The 15,989-nt window shown below is 43.1% G+C and carries 15 protein-coding genes; 7 read left to right on the plus strand and 8 right to left on the minus strand.

Annotated elements, in window-relative coordinates:
- Positions 1 to 56: 56 nt before the first annotated feature.
- The gene (gene nagZ / locus OCV29_RS04190; RefSeq protein ID WP_073603274.1) at positions 57 to 1,046 is read left to right on the plus strand and encodes a beta-N-acetylhexosaminidase; all 990 of its coding nucleotides are present in this window, start codon (positions 57 to 59) and stop codon (positions 1,044 to 1,046) included.
- A 10-nt stretch (positions 1,047 to 1,056) separates the two neighbouring features.
- Here the strand turns inward: nagZ and btsR are convergent, their stop codons facing one another.
- A complete protein-coding gene (gene btsR, locus OCV29_RS04195) occupies positions 1,057 to 1,770 on the minus strand; it encodes a two-component system response regulator BtsR (protein WP_073603273.1) in 714 nt (237 codons plus the stop codon).
- 9 nt (positions 1,771 to 1,779) lie between these two features.
- Positions 1,780 to 3,447, minus strand: coding sequence for a sensor histidine kinase (locus tag OCV29_RS04200; protein WP_073603272.1), 1,668 nt, complete (start codon positions 3,445 to 3,447; stop codon positions 1,780 to 1,782).
- Positions 3,448 to 3,691: 244 nt separating this feature from the next.
- Between OCV29_RS04200 and OCV29_RS04205 the strand changes: the two genes are divergently transcribed.
- On the plus strand, positions 3,692 to 4,759 hold the full coding sequence (locus OCV29_RS04205; RefSeq protein WP_073603271.1) for a 3-deoxy-7-phosphoheptulonate synthase: 1,068 nt from the start codon (positions 3,692 to 3,694) through the stop codon (positions 4,757 to 4,759).
- 16 nt (positions 4,760 to 4,775) lie between these two features.
- Entirely contained in the window at positions 4,776 to 5,903 is a 1,128-nt protein-coding gene (tyrA, locus tag OCV29_RS04210) for a bifunctional chorismate mutase/prephenate dehydrogenase (RefSeq protein ID WP_073603270.1), read from the plus strand.
- A gap of 29 nt (positions 5,904 to 5,932) precedes the next feature.
- Here tyrA and OCV29_RS04215 read toward each other — a convergent pair whose 3' ends face one another.
- Together OCV29_RS04215 and ettA are read right to left on the minus strand one after the other, a co-directional pair.
- Entirely contained in the window at positions 5,933 to 6,316 is a 384-nt protein-coding gene (locus OCV29_RS04215; RefSeq protein ID WP_073603269.1) for a PilZ domain-containing protein, read from the minus strand.
- Between the two features lie 98 nt (positions 6,317 to 6,414).
- Positions 6,415 to 8,082: an energy-dependent translational throttle protein EttA gene (gene ettA, locus OCV29_RS04220; RefSeq protein ID WP_073603268.1), complete on the minus strand. Its 1,668-nt coding sequence runs from the start codon at positions 8,080 to 8,082 to the stop codon at positions 6,415 to 6,417.
- A 229-nt stretch (positions 8,083 to 8,311) separates the two neighbouring features.
- On the opposite strand from ettA, the gene OCV29_RS04225 reads away from it, so the two are divergent.
- Both OCV29_RS04225 and trpR read left to right on the plus strand, forming a co-directional pair.
- Positions 8,312 to 10,255, plus strand: coding sequence for a transglycosylase SLT domain-containing protein (locus tag OCV29_RS04225; RefSeq protein WP_084193303.1), 1,944 nt, complete (start codon positions 8,312 to 8,314; stop codon positions 10,253 to 10,255).
- A gap of 58 nt (positions 10,256 to 10,313) precedes the next feature.
- Complete coding sequence (gene trpR, locus OCV29_RS04230) at positions 10,314 to 10,628, plus strand: trp operon repressor (protein WP_073603266.1); 315 nt, start codon at positions 10,314 to 10,316, stop codon at positions 10,626 to 10,628.
- Between the two features lie 54 nt (positions 10,629 to 10,682).
- Here the strand turns inward: trpR and yjjX are convergent, their stop codons facing one another.
- The 4 genes from yjjX to OCV29_RS04250 form a co-directional block, all read right to left on the minus strand.
- Positions 10,683 to 11,213 (minus strand): inosine/xanthosine triphosphatase, encoded by a 531-nt coding sequence (gene yjjX, locus OCV29_RS04235; protein ID WP_073603265.1) that lies wholly within the window; start codon positions 11,211 to 11,213, stop codon positions 10,683 to 10,685.
- Positions 11,214 to 11,215: 2 nt separating this feature from the next.
- The gene (gene pheA / locus OCV29_RS04240) at positions 11,216 to 12,388 is read right to left on the minus strand and encodes a prephenate dehydratase (protein ID WP_073603264.1); all 1,173 of its coding nucleotides are present in this window, start codon (positions 12,386 to 12,388) and stop codon (positions 11,216 to 11,218) included.
- 218 nt (positions 12,389 to 12,606) lie between these two features.
- The gene (hpf, locus tag OCV29_RS04245; protein WP_073603263.1) at positions 12,607 to 12,933 is read right to left on the minus strand and encodes a ribosome hibernation-promoting factor, HPF/YfiA family; all 327 of its coding nucleotides are present in this window, start codon (positions 12,931 to 12,933) and stop codon (positions 12,607 to 12,609) included.
- Between the two features lie 332 nt (positions 12,934 to 13,265).
- On the minus strand, positions 13,266 to 13,994 hold the full coding sequence (locus OCV29_RS04250) for an outer membrane protein assembly factor BamD (RefSeq protein WP_073603261.1): 729 nt from the start codon (positions 13,992 to 13,994) through the stop codon (positions 13,266 to 13,268).
- Positions 13,995 to 14,197: 203 nt separating this feature from the next.
- Between OCV29_RS04250 and rluD the strand changes: the two genes are divergently transcribed.
- Positions 14,198 to 15,175: a 23S rRNA pseudouridine(1911/1915/1917) synthase RluD gene (gene rluD, locus OCV29_RS04255; RefSeq protein WP_073603260.1), complete on the plus strand. Its 978-nt coding sequence runs from the start codon at positions 14,198 to 14,200 to the stop codon at positions 15,173 to 15,175.
- Positions 15,175 to 15,897: a peptidoglycan editing factor PgeF gene (gene pgeF, locus OCV29_RS04260; RefSeq protein WP_073603259.1), complete on the plus strand. Its 723-nt coding sequence runs from the start codon at positions 15,175 to 15,177 to the stop codon at positions 15,895 to 15,897. Before rluD ends, pgeF begins: the two co-directional genes overlap by 1 nt.
- Positions 15,898 to 15,989: the final 92 nt, after the last annotated feature.

The following is a 15,989-nucleotide window of genomic DNA, read 5'->3' on the forward strand; positions in this document are numbered from 1 at the left end:
TAAACTGCATAGTCTCACCAGATAAATGCAATACTGAACAGAATCAGGAGCTTGACATGGGGCCGCTGTGGCTGGACATCAAAACATATGAGCTGGACTCAGAAGAGAAAGAAATGCTGGCACATCCGGCAATTGGTGGTGTGATATTGTTTTCACGCAATTATCATGATCCCCGGCAGCTTGAGGCTTTAAACGACTCTTTGCGTCAGGCTGCAGGCGCACCTGTGCTGATTGGTGTTGACCAGGAAGGGGGACGGGTCCAGCGTTTTAAAGATGGATTTACCCGTTTACCGGCAGCCAGCCAGTACGCGACACAAAAGAACGGGACAGAACTTGCTGCTTTAGGCGGCTGGTTAATGGCTGCGGAATTGATTGCCACAGGTGTTGATCTGAGTTTCGCTCCGGTACTGGATGTCGGGTTCGGTTGTCAGGCAATTCATGACAGAGCATTTGGTGAAGATATTGAGACAGTTCAGCGTTTCAGCCGGGCTTTTTTACAGGGAATGAAAAGCTCAGGAATGGCAACAACGGGAAAGCATTTTCCCGGTCACGGTCATGTGCTTGCTGATTCTCATCTTGAGACACCTTATGATGAACGAAAAACCGTTATATCAGAAGATATGTCGGTTTTTCGTTCGCATATTGAGGAGAATTTGCTGGATGCTGTGATGCCCGCTCATGTCGTTTATCCGCATTATGATGATAAACCGGCCAGTGGTTCTCCGTTTTGGCTGAAAGAAGTGCTTCGTCAAAAGCTCGGGTTTCATGGCATTATTTTTTCTGATGACCTGAGTATGAGCGGGGCATCGGTTATGGGCGATATTGTATCAAGGGCAAATCAGGCCTTAGATGCAGGTTGTGATATGCTCCTTGTTTGTAATGATCGCGCTGCAACCGTCCGGCTGTTGGATAACTTAGTTGTTTCCGGAATTCCTCAGGCAGCCTGTTTACAAAGAAAGCGCCCCCTTTCCCGGAAAGCATTAGTCAATATGCCTGAATGGCGAAAGGCCCGGGAAGCAATACGACCTCTGTGTGATATTGAATGATGTACACGCTCTAAAATCCAAGGCTTTCCTTGAGATTTTTCAGATGTCTTCTGCTGACAGGGACAATATGCCGTGATTGGGTGATGATTTCTGCCAGGCCGTTATCGAGTAGTTTGATTTCCTGAATCGATTTGGGATGAATCAGGTACTGGCGATGGCAGCGTAGTAATGGTGTTTTTTCTTCCAGATGTTTTAAAGTCAGTTGTGTTGTCGCCTGACGTTGGTGTGTTTGGACATGAACGCCGCTGATATCACTGTAAGCCAGCTCAATTTCATTGACTGGGATGATCACGATACGGTTGAGTCCGACGCATGGAATCTGTTCCAGTGATTTCGGTATGATTGAAGAGACATCTTGTTTTCTGGTTATATCGCGCCGGAGCCGCTCAATCGTTTTATGCAGCCTTTTTTCTTCGACCGGTTTCAAAAGATAATCGAACGCATTATTCTCAAAGGCCTGAATCGCGTATTGTTCATAGGCTGTAATAAATACAATTCGCGGAATAGTTTCCGGGTCAAGCATACTCAATAGCTCAATGCCTGAAATCTGAGGCATCTGAATATCCAGAAATACAACATCTGGTTTATGTTGATGCAGTTGTTTAAATCCTTCAATGGCATTGGCGGCTTCACCTAAAATTTCTATCTGCTCCGTTTCTCTGAGTAGCTGAATCAGTTCTGATCGGGCATGGATTTCATCATCAATTATAATCGCCGTGATCATACAGTCCTCTTAATATTCACGTGGCAATAAGAATTGTATTTTGGTAAATACATCTGGTTCAACAGAGGTTTGGAGCTGGGACTGGTGTCCAAAATAATTAATCAGACGTTTATTCACCATTTTGATCCCCAATCCGTCGGAAGAGGCATGATGCTCAAACCGGCCTGCATTATCTTCAACAATGATGAGATCACCGCCTTGTACTGGTTGGTTATAGATGTGAACTTTTCCTCCGGTAAGCAGATTTGAAGTGCCATGCTTAATTGCATTTTCCACCAGCGGTTGCAGAGTGAATGTTGGCAGCTGTTTTTCGAATAATTCACTGTCAATGTTAATCCCGACTTCCAGTCGGTCACTAAACCGGGCTTGTTCAATCATCAGATATGATTTGATGTGAGATAACTCTTCACTGAGTGTGATTGTTTCAACATTCTGTTTCAGATTACTGCGGAAAAACCGGGATAGGTGTTGGATTAATATTCTTGCTTTCTCCGGGTCAGTCCTTGTGATAGCACTAATCGTATTCAGGGCATTGAATAAAAAGTGTGGGTTGATTTGTGCCTGTAACAGTTTCATTTCCAAACGGGAAAGCAGCATTTTCTTTTGCTGATATTCCCCATGTAATATTTGACTTGATAGTAATTGTGCGATGCCTTCTGCCATTGACATATTAATTGAAGAAAACAGCTTACTTTTGCACTCATATAATTTAATCGTGCCAATCACCCTGTCATCAACCCGGAGTGGGATGATTAGTGCCGAGCCCAGTTTACATGTTTTTGAAAGCGAGCATTGATATGGTTTTTCGATGCCATCAAGATAGATGATTTCATTTTTTTCAATCGCTTCTATGGTTTTATCTGAGGAAATCGGTGTATCAGGGCGGTGGTGATCATCGCCAACCCCAATGAAAGCAAGAATCTTATTTCTGTCTGTGATCGAGACTGCGCCAACATTAGTTTCTTCATATATGACCCGCGCTACTTTTTGTGCATGATGGCGGTTGAATTCATGAAACTGTATGCCAACCGACCGTTCAGTAATCCTGAGTGCTTTGCGGGAAAAGGCGGCAGAGTATGATTCATAGATAGATTTTTTGTCCTGCAGGATACTCATAAAAAGCGCAGCACCTACGGAATTGGCAATCATCATTGGCGCGGCAATGGTTCTGACTAATTCAATGGCCTGTGTTTGCGGTTGAGCGACAAAAGCAATAATCAGCATTTGAATAACTTCGGCACAGAAAGTGACACTGAATACAACGGGGGTGCTGAAAAGTAGTTCTTTTTTATAATGTTTCAACAGAAATAAATGCAGTATCCCCCCGATTAAACCTTCGGTTGTTGTTGAGATAGCACAGGCAAGATCGGTAAATCCTCCAAGTGTATACCGATGGATGCCGCCAGTGAGCCCGACAGCGACCCCGACAACCGGGCCACCCAGCAACCCGCCCATCACTGCACCGATTGCCCGTGTATTCGCGATGGCATCATTAATTTGCTGGCCAAAGTACGTTCCCAGAATGCAGAAAAGAGAAAAGAGTACATAAATAGACAATTTATGCTCTAATCTGGATGAGATATTGAGTATGGGCAGAAACAGAGGGGTTTTGCTGAGCATATAAGCCAAAACCAGATAGACACACATCTGTTGTAGCAAAGAGAGGATTAAGTCCATAATTATTAAAGTCTCAATGAGCATCTGTCCTTGTAAGTCTTTATTTTATATGAACCTTTTTCAGTAAGACATCTCTCATTGTTAATTCTGTGAACAAAATGTTGTGTAAAAATAAGTTTACAATAAATGTTTTTTAATTTTTACACTTGAAAACTTTATTGTCGCTGTTAATTTATGGGAATGAGCTGTCGCTGTATATAAAGTGACATTTATTTTTGTATATATTTTTTTACGGTAAGAGATAATGAGCGAATTGAATGATGTAAATATTATTGAACAGCAAGTGCTGATAACACCTGAACAACTCAAAGCTAAGTTACCTTTAAGTTCAGATGCACAAGCATTTATTCACCACTCACGTCAGGCGATCTCTGATATTATCCATAAGCGTGACCATCGCTTGTTAGTGGTTTGCGGGCCTTGTTCTATCCATGATCTGGATGCAGCAAAAGATTATGCCCGTCGTTTTAAGGCTTTGGCTGAAGAGGTGAGTGATCAGCTACTTCTCGTCATGCGTGTTTACTTCGAAAAACCCAGAACGACCGTTGGCTGGAAAGGCTTGATTAATGATCCATATTTAAATGGAACGTTTGATATTGAGCATGGCCTTCATGTGGGTCGACAGCTTTTAGTCGAGCTGGCTGAAATGGGTATTCCACTGGCAACAGAGGCGCTTGATCCTATCAGCCCTCAATACTTATCTGATACATTCAGCTGGGCTGCGATTGGTGCCCGGACAACGGAATCGCAGACGCACAGAGAGATGGCTAGCGGATTATCAATGCCTATAGGCTTCAAAAATGGAACCGATGGCAGCCTGATGACAGCAATTAATGCAATGCAGGCTGCGTCTTCAAGCCACCGGTTTATGGGAATTAACGCTAAGGGACAGGTTGCACTGTTAACGACTCAGGGGAATCCCAATGGTCATGTTATTTTGCGTGGCGGCAAACAGACCAATTATGATTCGGTTTCTGTTGCTGAATGCGAAGAAGAAATGCGTCAGTCAAACCTTGAGCCATCTTTGATGATTGATTGCAGCCATGCTAATTCGAGAAAAGATTTCCGGCGTCAGCCATTAGTTGCGGAAGATGCATTTCGTCAGATTCGGGAAGGAAACCGTTCCATTGTTGGACTGATGATTGAAAGTCATATAAATGAAGGTAATCAATCGGCTGACCTGCCACTTGATCAAATGGAATATGGCGTCTCCATTACGGACGCATGTATTAGCTGGGAGACGACAGAGGTCTTGTTACGTAAGGCTTGTGATGCACTTTCTCCGGTATTAGAAAAAAGACTGAAAGATTAATTGAAAGAGGTTGTTCATGCCCGTTGAACTCAATGAATTACGCGATCAAATCGATGAAGTTGATCAACAAATGATAGACTTACTGGCTCGCCGGCTGGGTTTGGTTGAGAAAGTCGGAGAAGTTAAAAGTCAGTATGGTTTGCCGATTTATGTGCCCGAACGTGAGGCGGCAATGCTGGCTTCCCGGAGAGAAGAAGCGGAGACGAAAGGTGTGCCCGCACAGCTGATAGAAGATATTCTCCGCCGGACAATGCGTGAATCATATACCAGTGAAAAAGATGCCGGATTTAAGTGTTTAAAACCGGATTTAAGAACGGTTGTTATCATTGGTGGCCATGGGCAGCTGGGTAGTTTGTTTACCCGAATGTTTAAACTTTCAGGTTATCAGGTCGAAGTGATTGGGCGTCATGACTGGGATAAAGCTGATGATTTGCTGGCACAGGCCGGTATGGTTGTTGTAACCGTTCCGATTCACCTGACTGTAGAGGTGATTGGCAAGCTGGACCAGTTACCGGAAGATTGTATTTTGTGTGATTTGACCTCGGTTAAAACCAAACCGTTGCAGGCGATGCTCAAGGCACACGAGGGCCCCGTTGTTGGTTTGCATCCTATGTTTGGGCCTGATATTCCCAGTCTGGCGAAGCAGGTCATTGTATATTGTGATGGCCGGGGAAAAGATCAGTATCAGTGGTTGATTGATCAGTTAGGGATCTGGGGGGCCAGTTTGTGTGCAGTTGATGCAGAGTCGCATGACCATGGTATGACTATGATACAGGCGCTTCGTCATTTTACCACTTATGTCTACGGTCTCCATTTATCGAAAGAGAATCCTCAACTGGCGAAGTTGTTGCAGCTGAGTTCACCGATATATCGTCTGGAGTTAATCATGGTTGGCCGGTTGTTTGGCCAGGATCCGAATCTTTACGGGGATATCATTTTTTCCTCTGAAGAAAATACAGAGATGATTAAGCGGTTCTATCAGTGTTTTTCTGATGCTATGCAGGTGATTGAGAATCAGGATAAAAAGCATTTCATCGAGAGTTTTTCCGGGGTCAGTCAATGGTTTGGTGAGTACTCTCAGCAGTTTATGTCTGAGAGTCAGAACCTGTTGAAACATACAAGTGATACTATTCCCCGTCGCTGAGTCGGGCAACTGATAATCTTCTCTGTGAATTAATCTGTCTGGTTTGTTTCATCACCAAGATCAGACAGATATTCCAGCTCCCGGTGCAGTAAGTCGTCGTTTCCGACATTCAGTTCAACTAAGCGCCGAAGATGACTGATACTCTCCAAATCAATATGCTCGATACTTGCCCGGAGTACATAATCATCCATAGAGATGATCTTTGCACTCATTCTGATTGATATTTCGCTATCCGGAATTGGGAATTCGATCTCCACTTCTTTTTGTGGATTAAAACGGGGCTCATCGGTTACGGCCAGCAGGATACCATGCAGCGACAAATCCCTTACTGTGGCTGCAATGCGAATTTGATTTTGAGTTACAAGAGCAGGGGTCCTGTAAACAATTCGTGAAAATCGACGTTTTTCAGCCATAGATATTCCCTTTTGCTGTGTTCAGGTATTGAATCTCTGGTATTAAAAAGGCTGCATTTCCATTATGCAGCCTTTATGAACGAATCGGGTGTCAGAACTTATTTCGAGATACGCTTGTATTTGATTCGATGAGGTTCTGCAGCCTGTGCCCCGAGAGTTTGCTTCAGCCACTCCATATAGTCAGTATAGTTACCTTCGTAGAAGTTGACCTGACCTTCATCACGGTAATCAATAATGTGTGTAGCAATCCGATCAAGGAACCAGCGGTCATGGGAAATCACCATGGCACATCCGGGGAACTCAAGTAAAGCTTCTTCAAGAGCCCGGAGGGTTTCTACATCCAGGTCATTGGTGGGTTCGTCCAGTAGTAAGACATTCCCGCCTGCTTTCAGGAGTTTTGCCAGATGGACCCGGTTGCGTTCACCACCGGAAAGTTCACCAATTACTTTTTGTTGATCAACACCCTTAAAGTTGAACCGGGAACAATAAGCCCGGGCCGGGATCTCAAAGTTATTTATCTTGATAATATCTGCGCCTTCAGAAATTTCCTGGAAGACAGTTTTTTTGTCATCCATGCTATCCCGGAACTGATCAACTGAAGCCAGTTTGACTGTATCTCCAAGTTCAATCGTCCCTGAGTCCGGCTGCTCTGTGCCTGAAAGCATTTTGAAAAGTGTTGACTTACCTGCACCATTCGCACCAATAATGCCAACGATAGCACCTTTAGGCATACTGAAGGATAAATCATCAATCAGTACCCGGCCATCAAAAGATTTCGTCAGGTTTTTTACGTCGATAACTTTGTCACCCAAGCGTTCACCTGGTGGGATAAATAGCTCATTAGTTTCATTGCGTTTTTGATGGTCGCTGCTTTGAAGTTCTTCAAAACGAGCCATACGGGCTTTGGATTTCGCCTGACGTCCTTTAGGATTTTGCCGAACCCATTCAAGCTCTTGCTCAATTGTTTTCTGACGGGCTTTTTCCTGTGAGGCTTCCTGTTTCAGACGGGCATCCTTTTGTTCAAGCCATGACGTATAATTCCCCTGCCATGGAATCCCTTCACCACGGTCAAGTTCCAGAATCCATCCGGCGGCATTATCAAGAAAGTACCGGTCGTGCGTAATCGCAACGACGGTGCCGTTATAGTCACATAAGAATTTTTCCAGCCAGCCGACGGATTCAGCATCAAGGTGGTTGGTTGGTTCGTCAAGCAATAACATGTCCGGCTTTTCAAGCAGCAGACGACAAATGGCGACACGTCGGCGCTCCCCACCAGATAACACTTTGATCTTTGCATCCCATTCCGGAAGCCGAAGTGCATCTGCAGCACGCTCGAGTGCATTATCTAAGTTGTGTCCGTCTTTCGCCTGAATTAATGCTTCTAACTCGCCCTGTTCTTTTGCAAGCGCATCAAAGTCAGCATCCGGAAGGGCATATTCTGCGTAGACTTCATCAAGACGCTTCAGAGCGTTGGCAACATCCGATACAGCTTCTTCAACAACTTTCCGGACTGTTTTATTTTCATCGAGAACAGGTTCCTGTGGAAGGTAACCAACTTTCAGACCCGGTTGAGGGCGGGCTTCACCATCAAAATCCTTATCAATGCCAGCCATGACGCGAAGTAACGTTGATTTACCTGCACCGTTCAGGCCTAAAACACCAATTTTTGCACCCGGGAAAAAACTGAGTGAGATATCTTTGAGAATCTGTCTCTTTGGCGGAACAATTTTGCTCACCCGGGACATTGTATACACGTATTCAGCCATTGCCGATTTGTCCTAATTCATTGCTATAGATCAAAGCGTCTATTTTATACTAAATTACATGAAGTTGTTAACTGAAGTCCTCCATTTATGGTGACCTTATGAAGTGCACCTTTGAGTGTGCATAGAAAAGAGATTTTTAATTTTCTGTTAATCTATGTATTTTCATATGAAATAATTTTAGTTTTGTTAGTAAAATATAACTATGGTTTTCATTGTTTATAGTGACATGATGTCAAATTGGTTAGTGCGTTATCTGGTTGTATTTTATTTTACTTTGGCAGCGGTTTTTCCCGCCATGGCTGGTGAAAAAATGGGCCTGCAAGAGCAAAGGCATTTGTATGATCAGGCTCAGCAATGGCTGGATAACAAGCAGGTAAAGAAATACTATCGCATTAAATCCAGGCTTGAATCGTATCCATTAACACCCTATCTCGACTATCGTTCTATTTTGATCGATATGGCCCAAAAGCCACCCATTGTGATTCGTAATTTTATCAACACCCACGCTGAGTTTCCCTTTTCCAGCCGGATTACAGCACCTTATCTGGATGCGCTTGCCAGAGATAAAAAATGGGCGGTACTGCTTCAGTTTCAGAAGACGGAGCCAAGACAAGAAAAATATCGTTGCTATTACTACACAGCAAAGCTGAAAACGGGAAGCAAACGGGAAGCTTATCTGGGAGCTCAATCCTTATGGTTGTCAGGACAGAGTGTTTCTGATGCGTGTAACGAACTTTTTTCATCCTGGGAGAAATCAGAAGGTATTTCTGAGCCACTGATACTGGAGCGACTATTTCTTGCTTTTGAGCAGAGACAATATCGCTTGATGAAGTTTTTAAAGAAAAAAATCACATCGAAAGAAAACCAACGCATCGCTCATATGCTGTTGACGACCTATCGTCATCCTGAAAATGTTGATCAATTTTTAAGCCATGGTCCTTTAAATGATCAAATGCTCAGGTTGGTTAGTTTCGGTTTAAAGAAACTGGCTTATCAAAAGCCTTCTCAGGCATACCGGTTTGTACAGCAGGGAAAGTTGAAATATCTCGATTCCAAAGCAAGAAACACTTTCTTTGAATATCTTGCCGGGGTTTTGCTCAATGAAGATGATATCAGTCTGACAGAGTCAATGAAGGTATGGCGGGATAAGATCATCGCTTCTAGTCAGAATTACCTGTTGCTTGAACGACGGGTACGTGAAGAAATCAGATATGGTGACTGGCAGGGAATTTATGATTGGGTGAATAAACTGTCACCATCTTTACTGAATACAGCACGATGGCAGTTTTGGCTGGGATTCAGTGAAATCAAATTAGGCCAGAAAAAATCTGGTCTGGATACGCTTGAGCAGTTATCCGGAAAACGAAATTTTTACAGTGTGGCGGCGGCCAGTTATCTGAATCGGTCTTATGTTTATTCAGAGCAGCCGCTGAACTATGATCCTGAATTAATCCAGCGTTACCGGAAAAGTTTAGACCGGATTCACGAATTGATTGACAGGGATAAAATTGAAGCATCAAAAAGTGAATGGCGGTGGTTACTGGGGCGGGCATCTCTTGAAGAGCAAACAATGCTGGCACAATATGCAGCGGATTCCCACTGGTATCACCTGACGGTGTTAGCAACAATTGAAGCCCGGTTATGGGAGCATCTGGAGTTAAGGTTTCCAAAAGCTTATTTACAGTTTTTCGAATTTTTTGCAGAGAAGTACAAGATAGATCCGATCACACTAATTTCTCTGGCAAGGCAGGAAAGTGCAATGGATGTTCGTGCATACTCTCCGGTTGGTGCAAAAGGATTAATGCAGCTTTTACCATCCACAGCCCGGTATATGGCAAAAAAATATCAATTGAGTTACAGAAATTCCCATGACTTATTTAATGCAAAGAAAAATATTGAGTTGGGAAGCCAATATTTAACTGAGTTATTAGAACGATATGATGGCAACCGGGTTCTGGCATTTGCAGCCTATAATGCGGGTCCTTCAAGAGTTGATTTGTGGCTGGAACGTTCATCAGGGAATCTGGATGTGTACCGCTTTATTGAAGCCATTCCGTTCCGGGAAACCCGTGGATATGTACAAAATGTTTTAATGTTTGAAACATATTACCGTTACTTATTTGATATAAAAGGAAGTTTTTTACATCCATCTGAGTTGGAACTGAAATACTGATTCCATTATGTGAAAATATCACTACAATGTCCCTGTGTATCACTAAACGAGTACATATATGTCTACCCAACCACAATTTACGGACTGGCAATCATTTTTGCAATTAGTGAAAGAAGCATCCACACAGGGACAACTGGAAATGTTACTGGCTATGCTGATGACAACTGATGAGAGAGATACACTGGTTTCCAGAATGAACATCGTTTATGAGCTGTTGAATGGGGAGATGTCCCAACGTCAGATTAGCCAAATGCTTGGTGTCGGTGTGGCGACGATTACCCGCGGCTCAAATGGGTTGAAAGAATGTAGCAATGATGAGAAAAATATCCTGTTGTCATTATTGTCCGGTCTAAAATCAGATCCTGATGAATGAAAAATTCAGGAGGATAGGAGAACTATCTTCCTGAATTCCATATTTTGACAGGTGTTAGCTTTTTGTCTCAAAGTGCAGGTTCTGATTTATAAACGGGACCAGAGCCAGAATTAGTGCCTGAGAATAAACAGAGCTTCTGGTTAGTCTTTGGTTAGTGAATAAGCCTATCGCACCACCTTTTTGTTTAATATTGTTCTCATGAAACAGAGAATCCATCACATCACCAAGTTCATGATCGGCTTTCAGTCTCGCTGTCACTTCTTTGGGAAGCATCAGGCTGGATGAACGGGATTCTCCCCGATGCTCTTTTGATTCAATGATCATCCATGCGAACGTCATTTCCTGTTCAATGCCAGCTTCAACACCGACATAATATTGAGCCCCCGGAGATGCCAGCCTGGCATTTTTGACCCGGTTTAGTGCTCCCAGGCGGGTTTCAGCATCCGACATCGGTTGATCTGAGACTTCACTGGCAACACTGACTCCTTTGAATTCAAAAGGTGTCTCCGGAAACACTTCACGGAATGCATCTTTTACTGCATTAATCTTTGCCGGATTTAGTGTTGCAATAACAACATTTACCATATTTACTCAACGCTTGTTGGTTTAATATTTTCAATCGGATAACACCCAAGAACCTTAAGATAGTTCGTTAACTTTTGAAGTTCCTGTAATGCCTGTTGCATAGGCTCTGAGTTCAGATGAACTTCAAGGTCAACGTAGAACATCTCTTCCCATGGGTTCCCCATGATAGGTCTTGATTCCAGCTTGGTTATATTGATACCTAATTTTTGTAATACCAGTAAAGCCGAAACAAGAGAGCCTGCTTTTTGCGGCGTAGACATGATCAGCGTTGTTTTAGCAGGAATCTGGTGTGACACTTCAACCGCTTGCCGTGCAACGATAATGAAACGGGTATAATTCTCCGTTTGATTTGCAATATTACTTTTGATGGACTGGAGCCCGTATAGTTTTCCACTGGATGCATTACCGATAGCAGCGATACTGTCACTGTTCATTTCTGCGACTCTTTGCATTGCATTGGCAGTACTGATGCAAGACTCAAGTGTTACATCCTTCATGTGGCTGATGAATTCGCTACATTGTTTCAGTGGTTGCGGGTGAGAATAAAGGACTTTGATATCTTCAATCGCAATTTCCTGTGTTGACAGCAGGCAGTGCTCGACTGTGAGTGTCAGTTCGCCAACAATGTGAAGTTTTGTATTTTGCAGCAGATCATAAACTTCATTGATTGAACCAGAACTTGTGTTTTCAATGGGCAACACGCCATAATCAGCATGTCCGGATTCAACCGTTTCGGTAATATCTTTGAAATGATCTGAGTTTAACTCGACCAAATTCAGGTTTTTACGGCTGAAATATTCCCGGGTAGCCAGATGCGAATAAGAGCCTTTTGCTCCCAGAAATGCAACACGACATTTAGGGTTTTGATCTGATGGTGGGTTTTCTAAGCTCTGCAGGTAACTTTGCTGAAGCAGGACAGAGTCTTCAATAATGGTATGAAAGATTTTGGTGATATAAGGGGCATCAAGCTGATAATGTTCGTTCCCGTTATGGATTAATTTTGTCAGCAACTGTTGTTCTCTGACTGCATCCCGTACAGGCTTAGATGTTTCAACTTTGTTTTTTACGACTTCAATACTTAACTTTCTGCGTTCTGAAAGGAGCTGTAAAAGCTGATCATCTAATTCATTGAGTCGCAGGCGAATATCTTCTAAAGAATACTTCTGGGCGGCCATTGATACCTTATTCCTCTGTAAGAAACATTTCATACTATCTGTCAGGGACATGTTACGCAGTAGTTTGTCAGACGTTATGCTGATGAGTGATAGTTATGTCATGAATCAATGCTAATACTTATTGGCTACTGGTCCGTGACACAATAAGCAAGGAGGCGTATGGCGTCAAGAAAAATAGCGCCAGCTCTGGCGCTATTAAAAACAGATGGGAAATCATATTATTCTGAAGTTTCTTCAGTACTTATTTTTTCACCCCGCTTTGCTTCAGGTTTGTGTCTTAACTTATTGATTTGTCTTTCTAATTTTTGCTCAACTTCATTGACAGCGGCATATAAATCTTCATGCACGGCGGAGGCAATTAGCTGTCCTTTGGGTATCGAGATAACTGCTTCAAACTTTTTCTTCTTATTCGGTTCTTCCTGAAAACTGGTTTGACATCCAATGATATCAACCTGCCACTTTTCAAGCTTTTTCATTTTCCCTTCAATGTGTTCGCGGATAGCAGAGGTGACTTCAATGTTTTTACCGGTAATGTTTACTTTCATATTGTTTTCCTCTGTGATTTCTCCCTATGGATTAGTTTCAGATTAACGTTTCAGATAGAAATAAATGTGATCTGCTTCACTGAAATTACCGTTCAATTCAGGGAGATATTTAAACGTGATCCTGACCAAAGACTGAGAAAATTAACACCTGAAATAGTTGAGAATATTTTTGATATCGATACTTTAGGGAAAGGTTGGGCTGAAAAATTTGTGTTTTTTAGGGATGTTTTTCGACCAGAAAAAGTAATAGCCGGGTATTGGTGATGATGTTACCAGCGATAACTTTTATGCTCCCTTTAGCGTTTCTCAGGGAGCATCGGTAAAATCAGTGATTAAGCCGGATTTAATCCGATTAAATGACGGGTTCTTTTCTCTGCGTCTTCCAGGCCCAGCTGTTTATATGCCTCTGCCTGAATTTCCAATGACTCTCTCGCCGCTTCTGTGCCGGGAAATTTATTCTGCAATTCCTGACATCGTTTGATGGCTGCTATCCATGCTTCTCTTCTTAAATAAAAATCAGCGGTTGCGAGTTCGTATTTTGCCAGTCTTTTTTTCAGGGAGAACATCCGTTGGCGGGCGTCATTCGCATAAAGGCTGTCCGGATATCGTTTCACCAGTTTTTTGAAGTCACCAAATGCCTCTTCGACAGGTTCAGGATCCCGGTCTGAACGATCTGTATTAAACAGCTCATGCATATAATTGGTGTCTTGCGCAGAATTCGTTAATCCTCTCATATACAGAACCCAATCCATTTTTTTATGTGTTGGGTTGAGTCTGATGAATCGATCTATGGTTGCTAATGCCATCGAAAGATCACCATTTTTATAATAAACATAAATCAGATCGAGCTGTACCTGATTTGAATAAGGACCGAAAGGATATCTGGAATCCATTGCTTCCAGTTTCTCTATTGCCCGGTTCCACTTCCCTTCTTGCAAAGAAGTTTGTGCATCTGAATAAAGTTGCGATGGGGGCATGTCTGGAACAATCGTTTTCTTGCTTGAACAGCCAGTCATAAATAAAGTCAGAGCAAGAAGACTTAATAACGCTTGATGTTTCATGTCCGAAATGGCTTCCTTGATAGTCGAATAGTTCAGAAATACAACAGTACCCAGATTATTGCCAAAATAATAATCTGTTGGCGACTGAGTATTATGGTCACTAAAATGGTTACGTTACTTTCTGTGTGGTAACAGATACAATATAAGTATTATTTTACTCATACCAGAGACTGTTAGTCTCTTAGTTTTTTTAAAAGTTCGATATGGCTCAGCAGATAGAATTAAAGAGTACAGTAAAGGTAACACAGTTGGGGCAACGTTTAGATCAGGCGATTGCTGAATTATTTACTGATTTTTCCCGTTCGCGGCTAAAAGAGTGGCTTTTGGCCGGAAAAGTTGTGGTTGATGATGAAGTCATCATGAAACCACGCCATAAAGTGATGGGGGGTGAGGAAATCACACTTCATGCCGAACTTGAAGATGAAGACCGTTGGGAACCTCAGGATCTGCCTTTGGATATCGTTTATGAAGATGATGATATTCTGGTGATTAATAAGCCAAGAGATTTTGTGGTTCATCCGGGGGCTGGTACACCGGATGGTACGGTACTGAATGCATTATTATTCTATTATCCGGATATCGCAGAAGTGCCAAGGGCAGGGATTGTTCACCGTCTTGATAAAGATACAACAGGACTGATGGTTGTGGCAAAAACAGTACCAGCTCAAACCCGGTTAGTCAGGGCGCTTCAAAAGCGGCAGATTACCCGTGAGTACGAAGCCATTGCAACAGGCACAATGACGGCTGGTGGTTTGGTTGATAAGCCTATTGGCAGGCATTCGACCAAAAGAACTCTGATGGCAGTTTCTCCAATGGGTAAACCGGCGGTTACGCACTACCGGGTTGCTGAACATTTTCGTGAGCATACGCGAATTCGTTTAAGGCTGGAAACCGGCAGAACTCACCAGATTCGTGTTCATATGTCTTCTGTTCAACATCCACTGCTTGGTGATGTTGCCTATGGTGGTCGTGTCCGGATCCCCAAAGGTGCTTCTGAGCATTTAGTTAGTTTACTGCGTTCGTTTGACCGGCAGGCGCTCCATGCGGTGATGCTGAAGTTTGAACATCCTGTAACTGGAGAACCAATGGAATTTCATGCACCGGTACCGGATGATATGGTTGAAATTACCGAAGCACTAAGAGAAGACACCATGTTATATGGCTCAGAAGAGAACAACTAATGATTCTGCCTGAATGGAATGCCCCCGCCAGGGTTCGTGCGCTCTCCTCGGTCAGAGAGGGGGGCGTTTCGACAGGTTGTTATGAGAGCCTTAATCTTGGCATGCATGTCGGAGATTCACCTGAAGATGTGTTGTTTAACCGCCAGATTATCAGAACGAAAGCATCAATGCCCGGTGAACCACTCTGGTTGAATCAAACGCATTCTAACAGAGTGGTTCATGTGGATCGTCACCCTGGTGCAATCATTGATGCGGATGGTGTTTTCACCGAAACGCCCGGGGTTGTATGTGCGGTGATGACTGCAGATTGTCTGCCTGTTTTGATGACGAATGCTGTCGGAAATCAGGTCGCTGCAGTTCATGCAGGTTGGCGCGGATTAGCGGATGGTATTTTGGAAAATAGCTGCCGCTTTTTTTCTGGTGAAATTATAGCGTGGATGGGGCCTGCGATTGGCAAAGATGCTTTCGAAGTCGGGGAAGATGTTGTCGAAGCATTTACTTCGTTTGACGGAGAAGCAATCAAAGCATTTAAGCCACATACTCATCATCAGGGAAAATGGCTGGCAGATTTAGCATTGTTAGCCACACAGCGATTCAACCGTCAGGGGGTTACTGCGGTATTTCATTCGAATCAATGTACTTTTAGTCATTCAGGCAGGTATTTTTCTTACAGAAGAGATGGTGTGACTGGTCGTCAGGCATCTTTTATTTGGTTCATATAACGTTTTTCTTCCAAAGTTCCCGTTTCCCCTCTTGAAAAAAACCAAAGACGTAGCCATTTTTCTAATCAGTAAAAGATTAGATTGCCCAGCGG

This window comes from Vibrio aerogenes (assembly GCF_024346755.1).
Taxonomy (GTDB): domain Bacteria; phylum Pseudomonadota; class Gammaproteobacteria; order Enterobacterales; family Vibrionaceae; genus Vibrio; species Vibrio aerogenes.

Excerpts from the sequence above, each read along its gene's own strand:
- pgeF (WP_073603259.1), top strand. The coding sequence starts at position 15,175 with ATGATTCTGCCTGAATGGAATGCCCCCGCCAGGGTTCGTGCGCTCTCC.
- OCV29_RS04225 (WP_084193303.1), top strand. The coding sequence starts at position 8,312 with ATGTCAAATTGGTTAGTGCGTTATCTGGTTGTATTTTATTTTACTTTG.
- pheA (WP_073603264.1), bottom strand. The coding sequence starts at position 12,388 with ATGGCCGCCCAGAAGTATTCTTTAGAAGATATTCGCCTGCGACTCAAT.
- trpR (WP_073603266.1), top strand. The coding sequence starts at position 10,314 with ATGTCTACCCAACCACAATTTACGGACTGGCAATCATTTTTGCAATTA.
- OCV29_RS04205 (WP_073603271.1), top strand. The coding sequence starts at position 3,692 with ATGAGCGAATTGAATGATGTAAATATTATTGAACAGCAAGTGCTGATA.
- btsR (WP_073603273.1), bottom strand. The coding sequence starts at position 1,770 with ATGATCACGGCGATTATAATTGATGATGAAATCCATGCCCGATCAGAA.
- nagZ (WP_073603274.1), top strand. The coding sequence starts at position 57 with ATGGGGCCGCTGTGGCTGGACATCAAAACATATGAGCTGGACTCAGAA.
- OCV29_RS04215 (WP_073603269.1), bottom strand. The coding sequence starts at position 6,316 with ATGGCTGAAAAACGTCGATTTTCACGAATTGTTTACAGGACCCCTGCT.
- OCV29_RS04200 (WP_073603272.1), bottom strand. The coding sequence starts at position 3,447 with ATGGACTTAATCCTCTCTTTGCTACAACAGATGTGTGTCTATCTGGTT.
- hpf (WP_073603263.1), bottom strand. The coding sequence starts at position 12,933 with ATGAAAGTAAACATTACCGGTAAAAACATTGAAGTCACCTCTGCTATC.
- tyrA (WP_073603270.1), top strand. The coding sequence starts at position 4,776 with ATGCCCGTTGAACTCAATGAATTACGCGATCAAATCGATGAAGTTGAT.
- rluD (WP_073603260.1), top strand. The coding sequence starts at position 14,198 with ATGGCTCAGCAGATAGAATTAAAGAGTACAGTAAAGGTAACACAGTTG.
- ettA (WP_073603268.1), bottom strand. The coding sequence starts at position 8,082 with ATGGCTGAATACGTGTATACAATGTCCCGGGTGAGCAAAATTGTTCCG.
- yjjX (WP_073603265.1), bottom strand. The coding sequence starts at position 11,213 with ATGGTAAATGTTGTTATTGCAACACTAAATCCGGCAAAGATTAATGCA.
- OCV29_RS04250 (WP_073603261.1), bottom strand. The coding sequence starts at position 13,994 with ATGAAACATCAAGCGTTATTAAGTCTTCTTGCTCTGACTTTATTTATG.